Genomic DNA, 17,983 nt, shown 5'->3' on the forward strand with positions numbered 1-17,983 from the left:
AAAACTATTGTGTAATATGCATTACATAGTTGTTTAGCCTTGAAACACATTTACTTTAACACAACGTATTTTAAAATAACATTCCCGTTTTTATTGGGAATAAGCCTGTTGCTGAGTATCAGCGCCAATGCCCAGGTTGCCGGCGATAGTATCAAACTGGCCATTGAACCCGATTATAATAAAGTAAGCGGCACCCATCGTTTTTTTCTGGGCGAAAATTACCGTAAGCTTTGGGCCGCGCCGGTTACCATTAAAATCTTTCATATTGCGTCAGAGAAGGGCGGTCTGAAAATTCTGCAAAAGGGAGGGGGGCAACAAACCAAATCATTACGATTGCAGGATTCAACCGGGCAGCAATGGGTTTTAAGAACCATACAAAAATATCCTGAAAAAGGCCTGCCCGTTCAGTTGCGGCCCACCGTGGCTAAAGATATTTTACAAGACCAGGTATCTGCGGCTCATCCCTTTTCGGCACTAACGGTGCCGCCATTGGCCGGGGCTTTGGGTATTCCACATTCCAACCCTCGCATCGTTTATGTTCCCGATGATCCCGCTTTGGGCCAGTACCAAAAAGATTTTGCCAACCAGGTTTTCCTGTTTGAGGAGCGTGAACCCCTCGATGCAGAGAAAACCGACAATACAGATAAAGTACAAAGGAAATTACAGGACGATAACGATACCCGTGTTGACGAGAAGATTGTACTGCGTGCCCGCCTTTTAGATATGCTATTGGGCGATTGGGACAGGCACGAAGACCAATGGCGCTGGGAAAAGCTTGATGGTAAACACGAAACCGTTTATGAACCCGTTCCGCGCGACCGTGACCAGGTGTATTACAAAACCTCGGGTTTATTTCCATGGATAGTAGCGCACCAATGGCTAAAATCAAAATTTCAGGGTTATAGTAAGGAGATCAGGGACATTAATGGCTGGAATTTTAACGCCCGTTATTTTGATCGTTATTTTTTAAATGCTTTAAGCGAAGATGACTGGAAAGAGCAAATAGCTTATGTGCAAAGTAAATTAACAGATGACCTGATCAAGGCTTCGGTTAAGCTGATGCCCGATACCATTTATAAATTATCGGGGCCGGAGATTATCTGTAAAATGATTGCCCGTCGCAACATTCTGCAACAACAGGCGCTGGAATATTATCGTTTTATATCTAAAGAGGTAGAGATTCCGGCAAGCGACAAAACAGATAAATTCACAATCGTTAATGAGGCCGGGGGCAACCTCTCTGTTACTGTAAATAAGATTAAAAAGGATGGTACCATCGATAAAATAACTTATCAACGTACTTTTAAACCAGATGTAACCAAAGAGGTGAGACTATACGGTTTTGCCGGCGACGATCAGTTTGCAGTTGCAGGTACAACGCCATCGCCCATAAGCGTGCGTATGATTGGCGGTGATGGGGTTGATAGCTTTTACGTAGATAAAAACCTGCACAACCGGAGCAAGCTTTTTGTTTATGATCGCTCAGATCAGCAAAATAAACTGCCATCATCTTCAGATGCTAAGATCCGCACATCAACAGATACTACGGTAAACCAATACGATAAAAAGAGTTTTAAGTTTGACAGGTTTGAGCCTATCATTTTGGCCAATTATAGTCCTGATTTAGGTATTTCACTTATCGCGGGTGTTTCTTTTGAAAAACATGGTTTCCGCAAAGAACCTTATGCTTTTAGGGATGAGTTCCTGGTTAATTATAACCTGGGCCGTAAATCGTTTCTGTTAACTTATAAGGCCGACTGGACGAAATTGATAGGTAATAATGATCTGTTGGTTAATTTTGTATCTATGGGGCCACATAATCTGAGCAATTTCTTCGGCTTGGGCAACAATACCGCTTTTGTAAACAAGGGCGATAAAGAGATCAGTTACTACCGTAACCGTTATGATTTTATTTACAGCGATGTTTCCCTGCGGCAAAAGCAAAATAACTGGAAATTTACCGAAGGCATTGGCTGGCAATATTACAATAGCAAAGCTGATAACAACGCTGAACGTTTTTTGAATGATTATAACCAGGCCAATCCCGGCGACAATGTGTTTGGAACAAAAATTTATACAGGCCTTAAGGCGACGGCACAATTGGATACCCGTAATAAGGCTACTATACCAACCAAGGGCGTTTTTTGGAGTACAACAGTTAGCGGTTTTACAGGCTTAAGCAATAGCAGCCATAACACTTATGGACAAATTCTTTCTGAATTTAGCTTTTACTTAAACCCGGATAAAGATTCTGTATTGGTAATAGCCAACCGAACCGGCTTAGGCACAACTATTGGCGATGCTACTTACTTTCAACAGATGAAACTGGGTGGTTTTCAAAATTTCAGGGGTTTTCATACCAATAGGTTTACTGGCAAATCCATAGCCTATAATAATTTGGAATTGCGTTTGAAGGTGCTTGATTTTACATCATACCTGTTGCCCGGTTCATTTGGTGTAATAGGATTTAACGATGTCGGCCGTGTATGGAGCCCCGGCGAACACTCGGATCAATGGCACGATGGCTACGGCGGGGGTATTTACGTAATACCCGCTCAACTGGTAATCATAGAAGCCGTAATGGGTTTTTCAAAAGAAGGCAGTTTGCCGTATATATCAATTGGTTTGAGGTTTTAGCCTCACCCCAACTCTTTCCAAGGGAGAGGGCTTTGGATGGCTTCTAAAAATCGCAAATCAAAAGTCCTCTCCTTTGGAGAGGATTTAGGTGAGGCCTTACAATAGCAAAATATCTATCTGGTGCGCATGCACCATATTCACAATTGGCGACCATGCGAAAACCGTAAACCGGCCATCCTGTGAGGCTACTAATGCGATGGCATCCTTTTGATCAAATACAAATTGCGCGGCCGATAAATGCCTGGTGCCACCATTTTGTGCAGGATGGATCACTTTGGTTGAGCAGCCTACAATCGGTTCGGTAACCACAATCTCTTCCACGCGGGTACTTTTTGACGACCGGCCGATTTTTGCGCCGAAAGCCAGCAATTCATGTTTATCGTTAATAACAGTCGCTCCGTCGATAGAGGTTAATCCGCCTATGGTATCAACGGCGCGGCGGAGTTTCTCCTGCCATGAAGTATGATATTTTTCAATACCCTCATGAATCATCAGATCGGTAAGGCCAGAAAATGGTGGCGAAACAGGGTAGGAGATAGGCGAAATGATTGAATCCATCCAGTCGTCATTACCGGCGGGTACAACCAACAGGATGCCACCACGCTTATGGGCCTGCATAGAGGCTGCGAGCTGCACCAATACGTTTACTGGGTCGTTCCATAATGATGGCAGCGTAAAATCAAGCATGGAAGTAAGGATGGTAGGGCAATCAGATAGCGAAGAACCCTGCTCATCTACCACTTTTATTTCATCTCCTTTTAGGATGGCTATGTTCACAAACTTGCCAAAGCCATCAACCCGGCGGTGTTTTATAACCAATAGGCCGGGTTCTATAACTTCTAATACAAAACAGTAGGCGGGGATAGCCAATGTAGTTCCCCAAACATATAGTTCACCATCCTCAACCCAAACGCCTAAATGAATACCCGGCTGTTGCACTGCCGAAGCAAATTTGGTTAAGATATTTGGTGCCAGTGGAATTTTATGACCAAACAGCAAAGGTTGTCCCGCGCTTTCGGGCGGTAAAAATGCCAGCGTAAACTTTGGCGAATAGCCTTCCTCGCGCCGCAGGCTTGCCCAAAAGGAAATATCTATAATGGTTTCAATGGTTTCAATATCCGGCGTTGGCGCCGCAAAATCTGCAGCACTTTCCGATTTAACCAAAGAGTGGAAATATTTAAAATGACGCTCTAATGTAGGCGCCACGCTACGCGCGGCTTTGTATGTTGGTTCAGCTGATAAGCTTTTTGTTTTCATTTTTTTATTAAAAGTACTGTGGCTGTATAGCCTTTTGAATATTTGTCCCTATCAAAAATAAACCATAAATGTTGGCATCACAAACAAATGCCTCAAAATTGCAATTAGCCGATAATTGACATCTGTGTCCAACCGGTAATGTCACAAGCGAACGGTTACAAATAAACAAACCATGCAGGATTAATTTATTTTTTACTTTTGCCGCATGGATAACAACGCCCTCCCCAACAAATTTAAACTGAGGTTTGCTTGTGGCGTATTTTTCTTTATTTCGGGTTTTGGGTATTCATCCTGGGCTTCACGTATCCCATCTATTCAGCAGCACTTACATTTAAACGAAGCGCAATTAGGTGCCGCGTTATTTGCTTTACCTATAGGCTTAATGCTTACCATACCCTTTACTGCCAAAATGTTAAAGCATTTTAGCAGTAAAAGCATCATGTTAGTTGGCGCTATAGCTTTTAACCTGTTGCTTTGCCTGCCCGGTTTTACTACTTATGTATGGCAATTGGTGATATTGCTTTTCTTTTTTGGTTCGGCACGTAATATTTTCAATTTATCGGTAAATGCGCAGGCTGTAGGGGTACAGTCTTTTTATGAACGGTCTATCATGGTAACTTTTCATGGCATCTGGAGTCTGGCTGGTTTTGCGGGGGCTGCATTGGGCTATTTAATGGTTTCATATAACGTATCGGCATCATGGCATTTGTTATGCGTTGGCATTGCCATGATGATTATCGCCGCTATATTTTATCCGCATACTTATTATGAAAAGCCGGTTGTAAATACAGCTAAATCGGTTTTTACGTTTCCGGATAAACACCTCATTAAATTTGCACTAATATCTTTTGGCAGCATGGCCTGCGAAAATACCATGTACGATTGGAGCGGTATCTATTTCCAAAAAGTGGTGCAGCCCTCAAAACCTGCGGCCACAGCGGCATTTGTTGTTTATATGGTAGCCATGACTATCGGCCGTTTTACCGGCGACAAGTTAGTGGCGTCCATAGGGATAAAAAAAGTACTCACCCTTAACGGTGTTTTGATATTTACGGGGCTGTTGTTTTGTGTTATTTTGCCCTACGCGTATACAACATACATAGGCTATGTTATGGTTGGGTTGGGTGTATCCTGTATAGTTCCGCTGGTGTTTAGCATCGCTGGTAAATCACAAAATATGAACACTGGGCAGGCGCTGGCGGCTATTTCAACCGTCGGCTATCTTGGTTTTCTTATTATTCCACCTGCGGTTGGTTTTATAGCTCAGGCTGTTGGGTTGCGCTGGGCTTTTGGCATTGTATCCGGCTTTGGTGCGCTTATTATTGTGATGGTATCGCAAATTAACGAGGGTGAACAAGCCAAAGTTATCGCCTCCTAAAATAAATCGACTAACTTTACCGCTGTGCAAAACATACAACCCGATCCCAAAATCCTCATCGATATTGTTCAAACCCCCATGCCATATGGTAAGTATAAAGGCACCATTATTGCTGATATCCCTATTAGCTACCTGGAATGGATGGCGGGCAAAGGTTTTACTAAAGATAAGATGGGGATGATGCTATCTACCGTGTTTGAGATCAAAACGAACGGACTGAGCGAGATTTTGTTTATGGTTAAAAAATCGCTTAACAAGGGCGGTGGGAGCAGCCCTAAACTGAGGTAAGCTAAGATTACCTTTTACTGACCATCCGTTGTAAGGTTTGCTTCGTAAATTCGTCTAAAGGAGTAAACAATATCATTATGAACAAGTTATTTTTGTATATAGCGGGTGTATTTCTGTTTGTTGGTTGCGCAAACGGCCAAACTTCAAGTGGTGGCGATGCGATGGCGTCATTACCAAAAGTTAAAACGGGTGAAGCGGTTGCAACCTTTGGCGGCGGATGTTTTTGGAGCATGAGCGAGGCGATGTCTGAATTGAAGGGCGTTAATAAAGTAGTTTCTGGTTATGCTGGTGGTACAACCAAAAATCCAACCTATGAAGAGGTAGGTACAAGGACTACCAATCATGCCGAAACGGTGCAGATCTATTACGATCCAAAAGTGATCAGCTACGCAACCATTGCCGATGCTTTCTTTTTTGCCCATGATCCAACTACGTTAAACCGCCAGGGACCTGATGAGGGTACAGACTACCGTTCTATAGCTTTTTACCGTACGCCAGAAGAAAAGAATATCCTTTTGGCTACCATTAAAAAAGTAAACGAATCAAAGCACTATAACAATCCCATAGTTACGCAGGTAGTACCATTCAATGTATTTTACCCTGCCGAACAATATCACCAGGGCTATTATAAAACTCACCTCGATCAGCCATACATTGAATCGGTATCAACACCCAAGGTGATGAAATTCAGAAAAACTATGGCGGCTAACTTAAAGCCGGAATTTGCGAAATAAGTCCTTCTAAAGGGTCGGACTTAAAAAGACAATTATGTTTTTAAAGTCTCCCCTTCAGGGGAGATTTAGAGGGGCTTTTGGTTTTTTTAAAGTTTATTAAACCACCCCTTTTTCCAAAATACCACCACCAGAGCAACAGCGATAGAAAACATCAATGCCAACGCGAATGGATAGCCATTTGGCCAGTATAACTCGGGGATGTTATTGTGGAGAATGTGGCCTTTGTCATCCTGGTGGGCAAAGTTCATCCCATAGATGCCTGCAATAAAGGTAAGTGGGATAAAAATTACCGATATAATGGTGAGCACCTTCATAATCTCGTTCATTCGGTTGCTTACCATTGATAAATAAAGGTCGATAATGCTCGAAGTTACCTCCTTGTAGTTTTCAATCAAATCCATTGCCTGGATGCAGTGGTCATAAGCATCGCGCAAAAACAACTTCACTTCCGGCGTAATTAGTGGACTTTCCGACCGGATCATATCATTGATCTTATCCCTTTCCGGCCAGCTTGCTCTGCGGATAATGATTAGTGTACGTTTAATTTGCTGGGAGTTAAACATGATGCTTTTATCGGCATCGGTATAAACCTTATCTTCAATGGCATCCAGCTTATCGCCAATTTTGGCCAGCAGGATAAAATAAGTATCAATAATGGTATCTGTAAGCGCGTAACACATATAACCGGGCCCCGCGGTACGGATAGCGCCTTTACCAGCCTTTAAACGGGCTTTTACAGCGTCGAAACACTCGTTATGGTCTTCTTCAAAGCTAATGATGATATTATCTTTTATAATGGCCGAAAACTGGTGATTAATCAGTTCATCATCATCATTAAAACGTACTATCCGGCTGGTACTGAAAGCGTAATCATCGTACTCATCAAACTTTGGCCGTTGATGGATATTGGCGATATCCTCCAACACCAAAGGGTTAATTTTTAAGTGCTCGCCAATTTGCTCAATTAATTCCGCGTCGCCCAGGCCATTAATTTTAATCCAATGGGTATGGTTATCACATTTTTTAAGCTGAGATAAAATTACTTTGATGTCTTTACCTTCAGAAGTGATCAACTCATCTTTATTATAGCTAAAAATGGCTATATGAGGTTTTAAGGCACCTTCGGGGACCACCACAAGTCCCGGGCGATCACCTACATTACCGCTATGCCTGCGCGCGTTGTACTTTACCCTCTTTATAATATTGTTCATTTACAAATAATTTATGCTTTGCGGACCCTGATTAAAAAGGAGGTCGACAATGCTCAAATTTTGCAGGAAGCCTTGTCGCTCTTCAAAAACCTGAAAATAGGGTTTTTGTTGCAATTCCGACTCTTTTTTTGGTGTAATGCTTGCCCGGTAATCTGGCACTGAATAAGTAGGGTGGTATTCTTCTGTATACTTAATGTCGACTTTTATTTTGGTGAACTTCAACAACAGATGCAGTAGTTCTTCATTAAAATCAAACAGGAAGTTAATCTGCTTTTTTTTATCATAAAACGCCGCGAAATCATCTTCGTAATATTCAAAATAGGCAGATCGGCGATAACAGGCCTCCAGGCTTTGCCAGTGTATGCGTTGCCACCTAAAATCGTAACTTATTTTAACATCTTTAATTTTGGTATGCGTTTTTGAACCTTTAACAACCGGAACTACCAGCGGAAGAATGCCCTCGGGCGAGTAAATGTTGGCCCTGTTACGATAAGTTTGCTTTGGGAAATGTTCTTCTCTTTCTATCAGAATATCAGGCTTATAGGTGTTTAATCTCGCGAAATACTCAACCGGCGGAAGATAAAACATAGGTAATACAGCACCTTTTTCAATCATATCTTTTATGTTTGTGGTCAAAATTGGTTAAAATAATGTTAAAAAGAGGTCTTTTAAGGTTAGGTATTGTATTTTTATACCTCACATCATTATTGCCCTTTTGGTTTTTATACCTTATTTCTGATTTGCTGTTTGTAGTTATCTATTACCTGGCACATTATCGCCGGGCGGTAGTGCAGCAAAACCTGGCAAATGCCTTTCCCGAAAAACCTGAAAAAGAACGCCGACAAATTGAACGTAAATACTACCGCTACCTGGCCGATTTAATTGTAGAGACGGTAAAAATGATCACCGTATCTGAAAAGCAAATTCAAAAGAGGGTAGTGGCTACCAATGCCGAATTGGTGCATGAGTACTTTGCCAAAGGTAAAAGCATTATCGCGGTGGCCGGGCATTACTGCAACTGGGAAATGGCGGCACTCAATTTCAATTTTGTTACTGATAAACGTTTTATGATCGTTTATAAACCTTTATCAGACGAGATATTTAACGACTTTTTTATCAAGATCCGTTCGCGCTTTGGCGGGCAACCGGTGGCCATGAAGCAAACCATGCGTAAAATGGTGGAGTACCGCAAGGAGCTAACTGTAAGCGTATTGGTGGGCGACCAAACACCGGTAAGGCACGAAACTACTTACTTTACCAATTTTTTGAATCAGCCTACAGCTGTTTTTTTGGGGATTGAAAAAATAGCGAAAACCATTGATGCCGCGGTTGTTTTTTATGACATGAAGCGGATTAAACGGGGTTATTACACTTATACACTAATACAGCTTACCGAAACTCCCAAAGAAACTACCGAGCATGAAATTACAGATACACATGTGCAATATCTTGAAACGATGATCAGGCGCGAGCCTCAATATTGGGTATGGTCGCACAGGAGATGGAAGTTTAAGCCGGAGGATTTGCAGCGATGATTAACAAATCGAAAGTTGCCGTAGTAATTTTAAACTGGAACGGTGTTAAATATTTGAAGCAGTTTCTGCCCTCGGTTATGGCTTCTACATGGCCTGGTCTTGAAGTTGTGGTAGGCGATAACGCGTCTACCGATGATTCTATAGCGTTTTTACAACAGACCTATCCCAATGTCAGGGTCATTCAAAACGATCAAAATTATGGCTTTACAGGTGGTTATAACCGCGTTTTGGCGCAGGTTGATGCCGATTACTACGTTTTGCTTAACTCTGATGTGGAAGTAACACCCAATTGGATTGAACCTGTTATTGGGCTGATGGAAAGTGACGAGTTTGTAGCCGCTGCCGCCCCTAAATTATTAGCTTACAATAACAAAGATACATTTGAACACGCTGGCGCAGCCGGTGGCTTTATAGATGTTTATGGCTACCCATTTTGCCGAGGGCGTTTATTTAATGAAGTGGAAAAAGACCACGGCCAGTACCAGCAATCGGGCGAGGTATTCTGGGCTTCGGGTGCTGCTTTATTTATCAAAAAAAAATACTGGGATTTGGCAGGAGGTTTCGACGAATCATTTTTTGCCCACATGGAGGAGATTGATCTTTGCTGGCGTTTAAAAAATATGGGATACAAGGTAATGTATTGTGCCGAATCGACCGTATATCACGTAGGCGGCGGTACTCTTAATGCCGAAAATCCTTTTAAAACCTATCTTAATTTCAGAAACAACCTTTGGCTCATTAAAAAGAATTTGCCCTTTTGGCGTGCGGTATGGCTTATCAGCCTGCGTATGTGGCTTGATCTGGCCGCATTGCTCAAGTTTTTGGCCGATGGAAAGCGCAAGGATGCCTGGGCGGTGAGCAGGGCACACCAAAGTTTTGTGATCAGCCTTTTTACATCAAAAGGAAAAAGCCCCAAGCCAAAAGTTATATCAAAATCCTGGGATTTAACCGGGATTTACCAGGGAAGCATAGTATGGCAGTTTTTTGCAAAAAAGAAAACCAGGGTTACAGATTTGCCCGGTCGCCTAAATTAAGCTATATCGATTATTTCAGGGTTAAATTCTCAATAGCTAACCTGTAAGAATCCATACCAAAACCAGCAATAACCCCGCGGCAACTGGCGGCCAGTGCCGAATGGTGCCTGAAAGCTTCCCGTTTATGTACGTTTGAAATATGCACCTCTATAACCGGCGTGTTGATTGCAGCAATGGCATCGGCAATGGCTATTGACGTATGGGTATAAGCGCCGGCATTTAAAACAATACCGTCATACTCAAAGCCAATTTGGTGAAGTTTATTTATAATTTCGCCCTCTACGTTGCTTTGGTAGTATTCAATATCGACGTTTGGGTACCGTTTGCGTAATTCTACCAGGTAGCTTTCAAAACTGGCGTCGCCATAGATAGATTTTTCGCGTACGCCAAGCAGGTTTAAATTGGGGCCGTTTATAATTTGTATCTTCATTGGTTCAAACTTAAGTATAAATACATTAAATAAAAATCAATTTGGATTGGCGTTCGGCAATAAATGGTTTTCAGGCCTATTTGAAATTAGAAAAGTCGCTGGCCGATAACTCTATCGAAGCTTATAGCAGGGATATAGAGCGGTTATATCAATTTTCTGATATACAGCAAATTAAGTTAAAACCTCAAACTGTTACTTTAGCCGATTTACGCAATTTTATTACCTGGATAAATGAGCTGGGTATGATAGCTACCTCGCAAGCCCGAATCCTCTCGGGGATTAAAGCTTTTTATAAATATATGCTGATGGAGGATTTGATTACAACAGACCCATCAGAACTATTGGAATCGCCTCGCATTATGCGTAAACTGCCCGATACCTTAAGCTACGCAGATATTAATAAACTTATTGCAGCTATTGATCTTTCCAAACCCGAGGGCCCGCGTAACAAAGCAATCCTTGAAACCCTTTACGGCAGCGGCCTGCGCGTGTCTGAACTTACCGAACTTAAACTATCCAACCTTTATCTCGAAATTGAATTTATAAAAGTAACCGGCAAGGGTAACAAGGAAAGACTGGTACCCATAGGTGCCGAAGCTATCCACGCGCTAAAAATCTGGATAGAAAGTTCACGGGTACATACATCAATAAAAAAAGGTGAAGAGGATATCGTTTTCTTAAACCGCAGAGGGGCAAGGCTAAGCAGGCAAATGATTTTCCTGATGATCCAGGGCCTGGCCCAAACAATCGGCTTGAAAAAAGCAATCAGCCCACATACCTTCAGGCATTCTTTTGCCACCCATCTGGTTGAAGGCGGGGCCGATTTACGCGCTGTACAGGAAATGCTGGGCCATGAGAGTATTACCACTACAGAAATTTACACACATTTGGATAGGGAGTACCTGAAAAGTACGATAAGCCAGTTTCACCCGCGTTCCTGAGTTGGCGGTTTGCAGTTGATAGTTTGCAGTTTTTTGTTTGAACCTGGATTAAACAGAAGACAAAATTCTGTTAATTTTTTAATTCTGAAAATTCTGATTCAGACAAAAATTAAATTTTAAAAATTCCTCAATCAGTTTAATTCCGGTTCAGAACTGCTTTTATCATTCTATCCCGCCCACTCATATCCTGCCTTAATTCAATGTTTATAAAGCCTTTATCTCGCAGTAGTTGAACTGTTTCCGTACCCAGGCTTTCATTAATTTCGAAGAAAAGCAGTCCATCTTTTGCAAGGTTAACCAATGCAAAATCAGCAATGGTGCGGTAAAACAACAGCGGGTCATCCTCGGGCACAAACAACGCCGTATGGGGCTCAAAGTCGGTAACGTTACTGTGCATCTGTTTTTTATCCTCCAATGTAACATAAGGGGGATTACTTACGATGATTTGGTAAGTAGTGAGTGGTGAGTGGTTAATGGTTAGTGATGGATTTAAAATATCAAGATGAATAAAATTAATATCCACCATATTCAAGTCAGCATTTTCTTTTGCCGTTTGCAGGGCACCTTCTGAAATATCAATAGCCGAAACCCGGGCATCCGGCATATTCTTTTTCAAACTAATGGCTATGCATCCACTGCCCGTCCCAATATCGAGTATTGCTCCAGAAAACCTTTCGCCTTTTGCCTTTAACCTTTCACCTTCCAAGAGAATCCACTCCACCAACTCTTCTGTTTCCGGGCGTGGTATAAGTACGTTAGCATTTACTTTAAATGGGAGTCCGTAAAATTCGGTGACGCCTAAAATATATTGAACAGGTTTACCGGTTAGCAGATCAATTAGGATAGCATTAAGACGTTCTGCCTGTTCGGTATTTAGCTCCCTTTCCGGCAACGCTTTGATTGATGCTTTTGATAATGCTGTTATTTCGCTGATAACCAAGAGTGTAATAGCTTCGGTTTCATTGGCGCTGTAAATATTGTTCAGCTGTTTGTAATCTTCAAAAACATCCTTAATCGAAATCATATAACAAAGTAACATAAAAGCTACTTTTGCAGCATGGTTCAACATGAAATATTTATGAGGCGCTGCCTGGAACTTGCCGAATTAGGTGCCGGACTGGTTAGCCCTAACCCCATGGTAGGCGCGGTTGTGGTTCATGATGGCAAAATAATAGGCGAGGGCTACCACCAAAAATATGGGCAGGCCCATGCCGAAGTTAATGCCATTGCGCAGGTGATAAACAATTTCGACAATGCGGCCGAATTATTAAAGCAATCAACCATATACGTTTCACTTGAACCATGCGCTCACTATGGCAAAACCCCGCCCTGTGCCGATTTGATTATTAAACATCAAATCCCCCAAGTAGTTGTTGGCACCCGCGACCCGTTTCCGCAGGTAGATGGCAAAGGCATTGAAAAATTAGAAGCCGCCGGCATAAAAGTTTTGAGTGGTGTATTGGAAAAAGAATGCCAGTGGCTTAACCGCCGCTTTTTTACCAAAGTGCAAAAACACCGGCCATATATTATTTTGAAATGGGCACAAACACAAGATGGTTTTTTTGCCCCGGCGGAGCGGAGTCAACTTTGGATCACCGGGCCGGAGTCTCGCCGGTTGGTACATAAATGGCGCAGTGAGGAAGATGCCATATTGGTTGGCAAAAACACCGCGGCTATCGATAATCCTCAACTTAATGTAAGATACTGGGAAGGCCGGTCGCCCAAGCGGGTGGTGATTGACAGGCGGCTGGAGTTAAATAAAACTTTAAATGTGTTTGATCAATCTGTTGAAACACTGGTATTTAACGAAGTTAAATTTAATGTGGATGGAAAAAACAAGTACATCGCTTTAGAGGATTTTGAAAGATACGTACCCCAATATATTTTGTATCAATTATACCTGCAGGATATTCAATCTGTAATTATTGAAGGTGGCGCTCATACGCTGCAGACTTTCATTGACGCCGACTTGTGGGATGAGGCCCGGGTGTTCACAGGCAAAACTGTTTTAGCAAAAGGCATAAAATCACCACAAATAACCGGTATACTTGCAGGTGAGTCGTTGGTAGGAGACGATCGTTTGGAAATAAGAATCAAGAGTTAAAATAAGAAATAGAGTCAAGAATCAAGAGCCAAGAATCAAGACCGAAAAAAATAAAATCGTGTTTTAGCCAGTAACCATCCGTTATTGCTTTTTGTCTTAATTCTTGATTCTTGACTCTTCCCCAAAGCCAAAATTATGCTGTTCGTTTTTTTAAGTATCTGTTGTAGTGTTATTGTGTCGGTTATGCTTAAACTGGCCAAGCGTTACCATATTGATGTTTACCAGGCTATCACCTGGAATTATTCCATCGCCATATTGCTTACCTGGTTTTTCTTTAAACCATCTTTTACAAATTTGCAGGGGGCACCAATTTATAATTATCTGGCGTTAGGTATTCTATTTCCGTCGTTGTTTGTAATTATGGCATCTTCGGTTAGGGTGGCCGGTATAGTGCGTACAGATGTGGCACAGCGCTTGTCATTATTTATCCCCATAATTTCCGCGTTTTTAATATTTGGCGAGGCCGTTAACACGGTTAAGCTCATTGGTATTGTTTTGGCTTTCATAGCTATCCTGTGTTCTATTCCGTGGCAAAAATCTACAAGCAGGTTAAGCAATAAAGAAGCAGGAAAAGGCTCATGGATTTATCTGCTTATTGTTTTCCTTGGTTTCGGAGTTATCGACATACTATTGAAACAACTCACCAAGGTTAGCAACGTTCCTTTTTCTACGGCAATCTTCATTATTTTTATATTAGCATTTACCCTTTCATTTATTGGGTTGCTTTACCAGGTATTCACCAAAAAGATGCGCTTTTCATGGCCGCATATTTTGATTGGCTGGGTATTGGGTTTGTTTAACTTTTGCAATATCCTGTTTTATTTAAAGGCGCATAAGGCATTGGCTAACAATCCTTCATCGGTATTTTCGTCGGTAAATATTGGCGTTATTGTGGTTGGAGCCTTAATTGGGATGCTGGTTTTTAAAGAGAAGTTAAGTACGCTAAACAGAATTGGTTTGGTGATAGCCATATTGGCTATTATTGTTATTTACTTTCCACAAACACTGGGCTTTTTGCATCTGTAATTATTAAATAAATCTAAAGAAACGAGCTTAAAGCTTTCTGCTTTAGGCCTTATGCTTTCCGCTTTTAAAATGCTTTTTGACGATACCTATCAAACTATTCAACAACCGGCCGAAGGCATTTTTCGCGACCGTGGCAGCAAGTTCTTAGGCTACGCTTACCCCATCAGTTCAGATAATGATATTAAAGCCATTGTGGCCAAACTAAAAGCCGAACATCCCAAAGCCAATCACCACTGCTGGGCCATGCGTCTTGGTACCGATAGATCCGTATTCAGGGTTAATGACGATGGTGAACCATCGGGTACGGCTGGTCGGCCAATACTGAATATTCTGCTCTCAAAAGATATCACTAATATACTGGTTGTAGTGGTACGTTATTTTGGCGGCACATTACTTGGTGTTCCTGGTCTAATCAACGCCTATAAAGTTGCTACAGAGGAGGCTTTAAAAGAAGCTACAATCATTCAAAAAACCGTAAATGACGTTTATACTGTGTCATTTGATTATTTGCAAATGAATGATGTTATGCGCATTATCAAGGAGGATGACCTTATTGTTTTAAACCAGCAGTTTGATAATGATTGCAACATTCAGTTATCTATCCGTAAAATGCAGGTGGAACATGTTTTGGGTAAAATAGGGAAGATGAGCGGGGTTAAGATAAAGTATGACAGGAGTTTATAGCTTGCACGAAGGCGACTCAATTCTTAAAAGAGCCGCAGGTTGTGAGGTGCTTTAAGGTCTTAATTTAACGCGTATTTAACGTCTTTTTAATTCGCCGTCTTTGGGCATAAATTCCTAATTTAGTCGGATATGCAATCTTTTGATCTCGATAAAACCGACCTGCTCCTCATCAAAAACGCACTTGAAGGCGATGATGTTGATTTAGAGCTTGTTCTGCAGGGGTATCACGCCTCTGAGATTGCATTGTTGTTTGAACAGCTTCCGCAGGAGGCTAAAGAACGTATCATCAATATTCTGCCTACTGATGTGGCCTCGGAAGTTTTGTCGGAAATGGATGAGGAGCACAGCCCCGGTGAGTTGCTTTTAAACCTTCATCCCGAAAAACGTACCGAGATTGTTGAAGAGCTGGATTATGATGATGCTACCGACATTATATCGCAGCTTGATGAAGACGAGCAGCAGGAGATTTTAGAGGATATTGATGCCGAAGATGCCAGCAGCATCCGTGCGCTCATGAGCTACGCCGAAGATACCGCCGGCGGCTTGATGAATTCCGAGCTGATTAAGGTTAATATTCTGCTCGATAAAAAAGAAGCGATAGATGAGATAATTCGTCAATCGGAAGAAATGGAGGAGTTTTATACCATTTACGTGGTTGACGATACCAATACCCTCCAGGGCATCTTATCTATAAAAGATGTAATAAAAGCTCATGCAGATGCCAAAGTAAAGGACTTGGTTAGGATAGATCCCGTTTTTGTAAAGGCCGATCTTGATCAGGAAGAAGTTGCCCGCCTGATATCTCAATATAATTTAACCACCATTCCGGTGGTTGATGATCATATGAAACTGCTTGGCCGTGTTACGGTAGATGATATCATCGACGTAATGGAGCAGGAAAACACCGAGGATATCCTGAAGATATCGGGTGTATCCGAAGACGAGGAACTGAGTGGTAACTGGAAAGACGCGGTGAAGAGCCGTTTGCCATGGCTGGTTATTAACCTGGCTACAGCCTACCTGGCCGCATCAGTAATTCGTCATTTTGATGATACTGTGGCCCTCGTAAAAGGTATCGCGGCATATATGACCATTATTGCCGGTATGGGTGGTAATTCGGCCACGCAAGCGCTCGCGGTAACGGTAAGGCGTATTTCCTTAAGTAACCTTACCGATAAACAGGCTTATAACACCGTTATTAAAGAGTTTTTGGTGGGATTGATTAATGGTGCCGCCAATGGTCTTGTAGTGTTCTGTATAGCCTTATTTTACGATGGTAACCCTATGCTGGGCCTGGTGTTGTTTTTAGCCATGACCGGCAACCTCATCATCGCCGGTATTACCGGAGCATCAATCCCATTGGTGTTGAAAAGGGTAGGGATCGATCCTGCTGTAGCTTCATCAATTATCATTACCACATTTACAGATTGCGCAGGTTTCCTGCTGCCACTTTATTTAGCCACTAAACTTTTATTGCATCATTAATATTAAGGTAACATTGGGGTTAATTAAGTTTTTTAATGGCTAAAGGGCCTAATTAAAAAATAATAAATAAATTTAACACTTTGCTTTATAGCGGTTTGGCTTTTAAGGCCGAGTGAAAATAGCCGAAATAGTAAATAATCTTTGAATATTTGCACGTTAGTGCCTTTGCGCAACGTAATTGAGGATATAAATTAAAACTTATGACTGAAGTAAGATACGATTGGACAAAAGAAGAAATAGCCGAAATATACCATACACCACTGCTCGACCTGGTTTACAAGGCGGCAACCATTCATCGTGAAAATACCGACTATGCCGAGGTGCAGATCAGTTCATTGATCTCTATCAAAACCGGTGGTTGCTCTGAAGATTGCGCGTACTGCCCGCAGGCCGCCCGTTACAATACCGGCGTTAATGTGCATGCCATAATGCCTAAAGATGAAGTAATCGCTGCCGCCGAAAAAGCTAAAGCAGGTGGTGCTTCAAGATTATGTATGGGTGCTGCATGGCGCGAGGTGCGCGATAACCGGGATTTTGATAAGGTTATTGATATGGTTAAGGCCGTAAATAGCCTTGATATGGAAGTTTGCTGTACACTGGGTATGCTTACGGAGAGCCAGGCGCAACGTTTGGCCGACGCGGGCCTATATGCTTACAATCACAATTTGGATACTTCTGAGGAGGACTATAAGCGTATTATCACCACCCGTACTTATGATGAGCGTTTAGATACCTTAAAGCACGTACGTAAAGCGAAGATCAGCGTATGCAGCGGCGGTATCATTGGCTTAGGCGAAACTGTTGCCGATAGGATTTCGATGCTTAAAACATTGTCAAACCTGCCGAAACATCCGGAGTCTGTACCAATCAATGCTTTGGTTCCCGTTGCCGGTACGCCACTGGCCGATCAGCCGAGGGTTTCTGTTTGGGATATGGTACGTATGATTGCAACAACCCGTATCATTATGCCAAAAACGGTAGTGCGTTTATCGGCAGGCCGTACAGAGATGAGTGTTGTTGAACAGGCTTTTTGCTTTATGGCAGGGGCCAATTCAATTTTCGCCGGCGAAAAATTGTTGACCACACCAAATCCATCGTTTGATACTGATATGGCTATGTTTGAATTACTTGGATTATCACCACGTAAAGCATTCAAAAATGGTCGCCCCAATGCGGTTAAAGAAGAAATGGAAGTAGCAGGGGATTAATCTGTTACTAAAATGAGGTATTATAAAAGAG

The 17,983-nt window shown here is 42.1% G+C and carries 17 protein-coding genes; 12 read left to right on the forward strand and 5 right to left on the reverse strand.

The window, feature by feature from the left end:
• Positions 1-39 precede the first annotated feature (39 nt).
• A complete protein-coding gene (locus tag QWZ17_RS20525; protein ID WP_290307179.1) occupies positions 40-2,637 on the forward strand; it encodes a BamA/TamA family outer membrane protein in 2,598 nt (865 codons plus the stop codon).
• A gap of 96 nt (positions 2,638-2,733) precedes the next feature.
• Here QWZ17_RS20525 and QWZ17_RS20530 read toward each other — a convergent pair whose 3' ends face one another.
• Entirely contained in the window at positions 2,734-3,894 is a 1,161-nt protein-coding gene (locus QWZ17_RS20530) for a putative sensor domain DACNV-containing protein (protein WP_290307180.1), read from the reverse strand.
• A 205-nt stretch (positions 3,895-4,099) separates the two neighbouring features.
• Between QWZ17_RS20530 and QWZ17_RS20535 the strand changes: the two genes are divergently transcribed.
• The 3 genes from QWZ17_RS20535 to msrA all read left to right on the forward strand — a co-directional run bounded on the left by QWZ17_RS20535 (position 4,100) and on the right by msrA (position 6,294).
• The gene (locus QWZ17_RS20535) at positions 4,100-5,272 is read left to right on the forward strand and encodes an MFS transporter (protein ID WP_290307181.1); all 1,173 of its coding nucleotides are present in this window, start codon (positions 4,100-4,102) and stop codon (positions 5,270-5,272) included.
• Positions 5,273-5,296: 24 nt separating this feature from the next.
• The gene (locus QWZ17_RS20540; RefSeq protein WP_290307182.1) at positions 5,297-5,560 is read left to right on the forward strand and encodes a DUF3820 family protein; all 264 of its coding nucleotides are present in this window, start codon (positions 5,297-5,299) and stop codon (positions 5,558-5,560) included.
• Between the two features lie 77 nt (positions 5,561-5,637).
• Entirely contained in the window at positions 5,638-6,294 is a 657-nt protein-coding gene (msrA, locus tag QWZ17_RS20545) for a peptide-methionine (S)-S-oxide reductase MsrA (protein ID WP_290307183.1), read from the forward strand.
• Positions 6,295-6,380: 86 nt separating this feature from the next.
• Here msrA and corA read toward each other — a convergent pair whose 3' ends face one another.
• Positions 6,381-7,505: a magnesium/cobalt transporter CorA gene (corA, locus tag QWZ17_RS20550; protein ID WP_290307184.1), complete on the reverse strand. Its 1,125-nt coding sequence runs from the start codon at positions 7,503-7,505 to the stop codon at positions 6,381-6,383.
• Positions 7,506-8,141, reverse strand: coding sequence for a WbqC family protein (locus QWZ17_RS20555; RefSeq protein WP_353959515.1), 636 nt, complete (start codon positions 8,139-8,141; stop codon positions 7,506-7,508).
• A gap of 14 nt (positions 8,142-8,155) precedes the next feature.
• Between QWZ17_RS20555 and QWZ17_RS20560 the strand changes: the two genes are divergently transcribed.
• Both QWZ17_RS20560 and QWZ17_RS20565 read left to right on the forward strand, forming a co-directional pair.
• The gene (locus QWZ17_RS20560) at positions 8,156-9,040 is read left to right on the forward strand and encodes a lysophospholipid acyltransferase family protein (protein WP_290307185.1); all 885 of its coding nucleotides are present in this window, start codon (positions 8,156-8,158) and stop codon (positions 9,038-9,040) included.
• Entirely contained in the window at positions 9,037-10,074 is a 1,038-nt protein-coding gene (locus QWZ17_RS20565; protein WP_290307186.1) for a glycosyltransferase family 2 protein, read from the forward strand. The genes QWZ17_RS20560 and QWZ17_RS20565 overlap by 4 nt, the downstream gene beginning before the upstream one ends.
• Before the next feature lie 10 nt (positions 10,075-10,084).
• Here the strand turns inward: QWZ17_RS20565 and aroQ are convergent, their stop codons facing one another.
• Positions 10,085-10,504: a type II 3-dehydroquinate dehydratase gene (aroQ, locus tag QWZ17_RS20570; protein WP_290307187.1), complete on the reverse strand. Its 420-nt coding sequence runs from the start codon at positions 10,502-10,504 to the stop codon at positions 10,085-10,087.
• Between the two features lie 41 nt (positions 10,505-10,545).
• Between aroQ and xerD the strand changes: the two genes are divergently transcribed.
• Entirely contained in the window at positions 10,546-11,445 is a 900-nt protein-coding gene (xerD, locus tag QWZ17_RS20575; protein ID WP_290307188.1) for a site-specific tyrosine recombinase XerD, read from the forward strand.
• Positions 11,446-11,581: 136 nt separating this feature from the next.
• Here the strand turns inward: xerD and prmC are convergent, their stop codons facing one another.
• On the reverse strand, positions 11,582-12,514 hold the full coding sequence (gene prmC, locus QWZ17_RS20580) for a peptide chain release factor N(5)-glutamine methyltransferase (protein WP_290307189.1): 933 nt from the start codon (positions 12,512-12,514) through the stop codon (positions 11,582-11,584).
• A 9-nt stretch (positions 12,515-12,523) separates the two neighbouring features.
• Here prmC and ribD point away from each other — a divergent pair, with 9 nt between their 5' ends.
• From ribD to bioB, 5 genes are all read left to right on the forward strand, one after another.
• On the forward strand, positions 12,524-13,549 hold the full coding sequence (gene ribD / locus QWZ17_RS20585) for a bifunctional diaminohydroxyphosphoribosylaminopyrimidine deaminase/5-amino-6-(5-phosphoribosylamino)uracil reductase RibD (protein WP_290307190.1): 1,026 nt from the start codon (positions 12,524-12,526) through the stop codon (positions 13,547-13,549).
• A 135-nt stretch (positions 13,550-13,684) separates the two neighbouring features.
• On the forward strand, positions 13,685-14,575 hold the full coding sequence (locus QWZ17_RS20590; protein WP_290307191.1) for an EamA/RhaT family transporter: 891 nt from the start codon (positions 13,685-13,687) through the stop codon (positions 14,573-14,575).
• Positions 14,576-14,644: 69 nt separating this feature from the next.
• Entirely contained in the window at positions 14,645-15,259 is a 615-nt protein-coding gene (locus QWZ17_RS20595; RefSeq protein ID WP_290307310.1) for an IMPACT family protein, read from the forward strand.
• Between the two features lie 129 nt (positions 15,260-15,388).
• Complete coding sequence (gene mgtE / locus QWZ17_RS20600) at positions 15,389-16,744, forward strand: magnesium transporter (protein ID WP_290307192.1); 1,356 nt, start codon at positions 15,389-15,391, stop codon at positions 16,742-16,744.
• 200 nt (positions 16,745-16,944) lie between these two features.
• Positions 16,945-17,952: a biotin synthase BioB gene (gene bioB / locus QWZ17_RS20605; RefSeq protein ID WP_290307193.1), complete on the forward strand. Its 1,008-nt coding sequence runs from the start codon at positions 16,945-16,947 to the stop codon at positions 17,950-17,952.
• Positions 17,953-17,983: the final 31 nt, after the last annotated feature.

It is taken from the genome of Mucilaginibacter flavus, from assembly GCF_030409315.1.
In the GTDB taxonomy this organism is placed as follows: Bacteria; Bacteroidota; Bacteroidia; order Sphingobacteriales; family Sphingobacteriaceae; genus Mucilaginibacter; species Mucilaginibacter flavus.

Bases quoted from the DNA above. Each gene is read 5' to 3' on its own strand.
- QWZ17_RS20530 (WP_290307180.1), bottom strand. From the start codon at position 3,894: ATGAAAACAAAAAGCTTATCAGCTGAACCAACATACAAAGCCGCGCGT.
- QWZ17_RS20535 (WP_290307181.1), top strand. From the start codon at position 4,100: ATGGATAACAACGCCCTCCCCAACAAATTTAAACTGAGGTTTGCTTGT.
- msrA (WP_290307183.1), top strand. From the start codon at position 5,638: ATGAACAAGTTATTTTTGTATATAGCGGGTGTATTTCTGTTTGTTGGT.
- corA (WP_290307184.1), bottom strand. From the start codon at position 7,505: ATGAACAATATTATAAAGAGGGTAAAGTACAACGCGCGCAGGCATAGC.
- QWZ17_RS20560 (WP_290307185.1), top strand. From the start codon at position 8,156: ATGTTAAAAAGAGGTCTTTTAAGGTTAGGTATTGTATTTTTATACCTC.
- QWZ17_RS20565 (WP_290307186.1), top strand. From the start codon at position 9,037: ATGATTAACAAATCGAAAGTTGCCGTAGTAATTTTAAACTGGAACGGT.
- aroQ (WP_290307187.1), bottom strand. From the start codon at position 10,504: ATGAAGATACAAATTATAAACGGCCCCAATTTAAACCTGCTTGGCGTA.
- prmC (WP_290307189.1), bottom strand. From the start codon at position 12,514: ATGTTGAACCATGCTGCAAAAGTAGCTTTTATGTTACTTTGTTATATG.
- ribD (WP_290307190.1), top strand. From the start codon at position 12,524: ATGAGGCGCTGCCTGGAACTTGCCGAATTAGGTGCCGGACTGGTTAGC.
- QWZ17_RS20590 (WP_290307191.1), top strand. From the start codon at position 13,685: ATGCTGTTCGTTTTTTTAAGTATCTGTTGTAGTGTTATTGTGTCGGTT.
- QWZ17_RS20595 (WP_290307310.1), top strand. From the start codon at position 14,645: ATGCTTTTTGACGATACCTATCAAACTATTCAACAACCGGCCGAAGGC.
- mgtE (WP_290307192.1), top strand. From the start codon at position 15,389: ATGCAATCTTTTGATCTCGATAAAACCGACCTGCTCCTCATCAAAAAC.
- bioB (WP_290307193.1), top strand. From the start codon at position 16,945: ATGACTGAAGTAAGATACGATTGGACAAAAGAAGAAATAGCCGAAATA.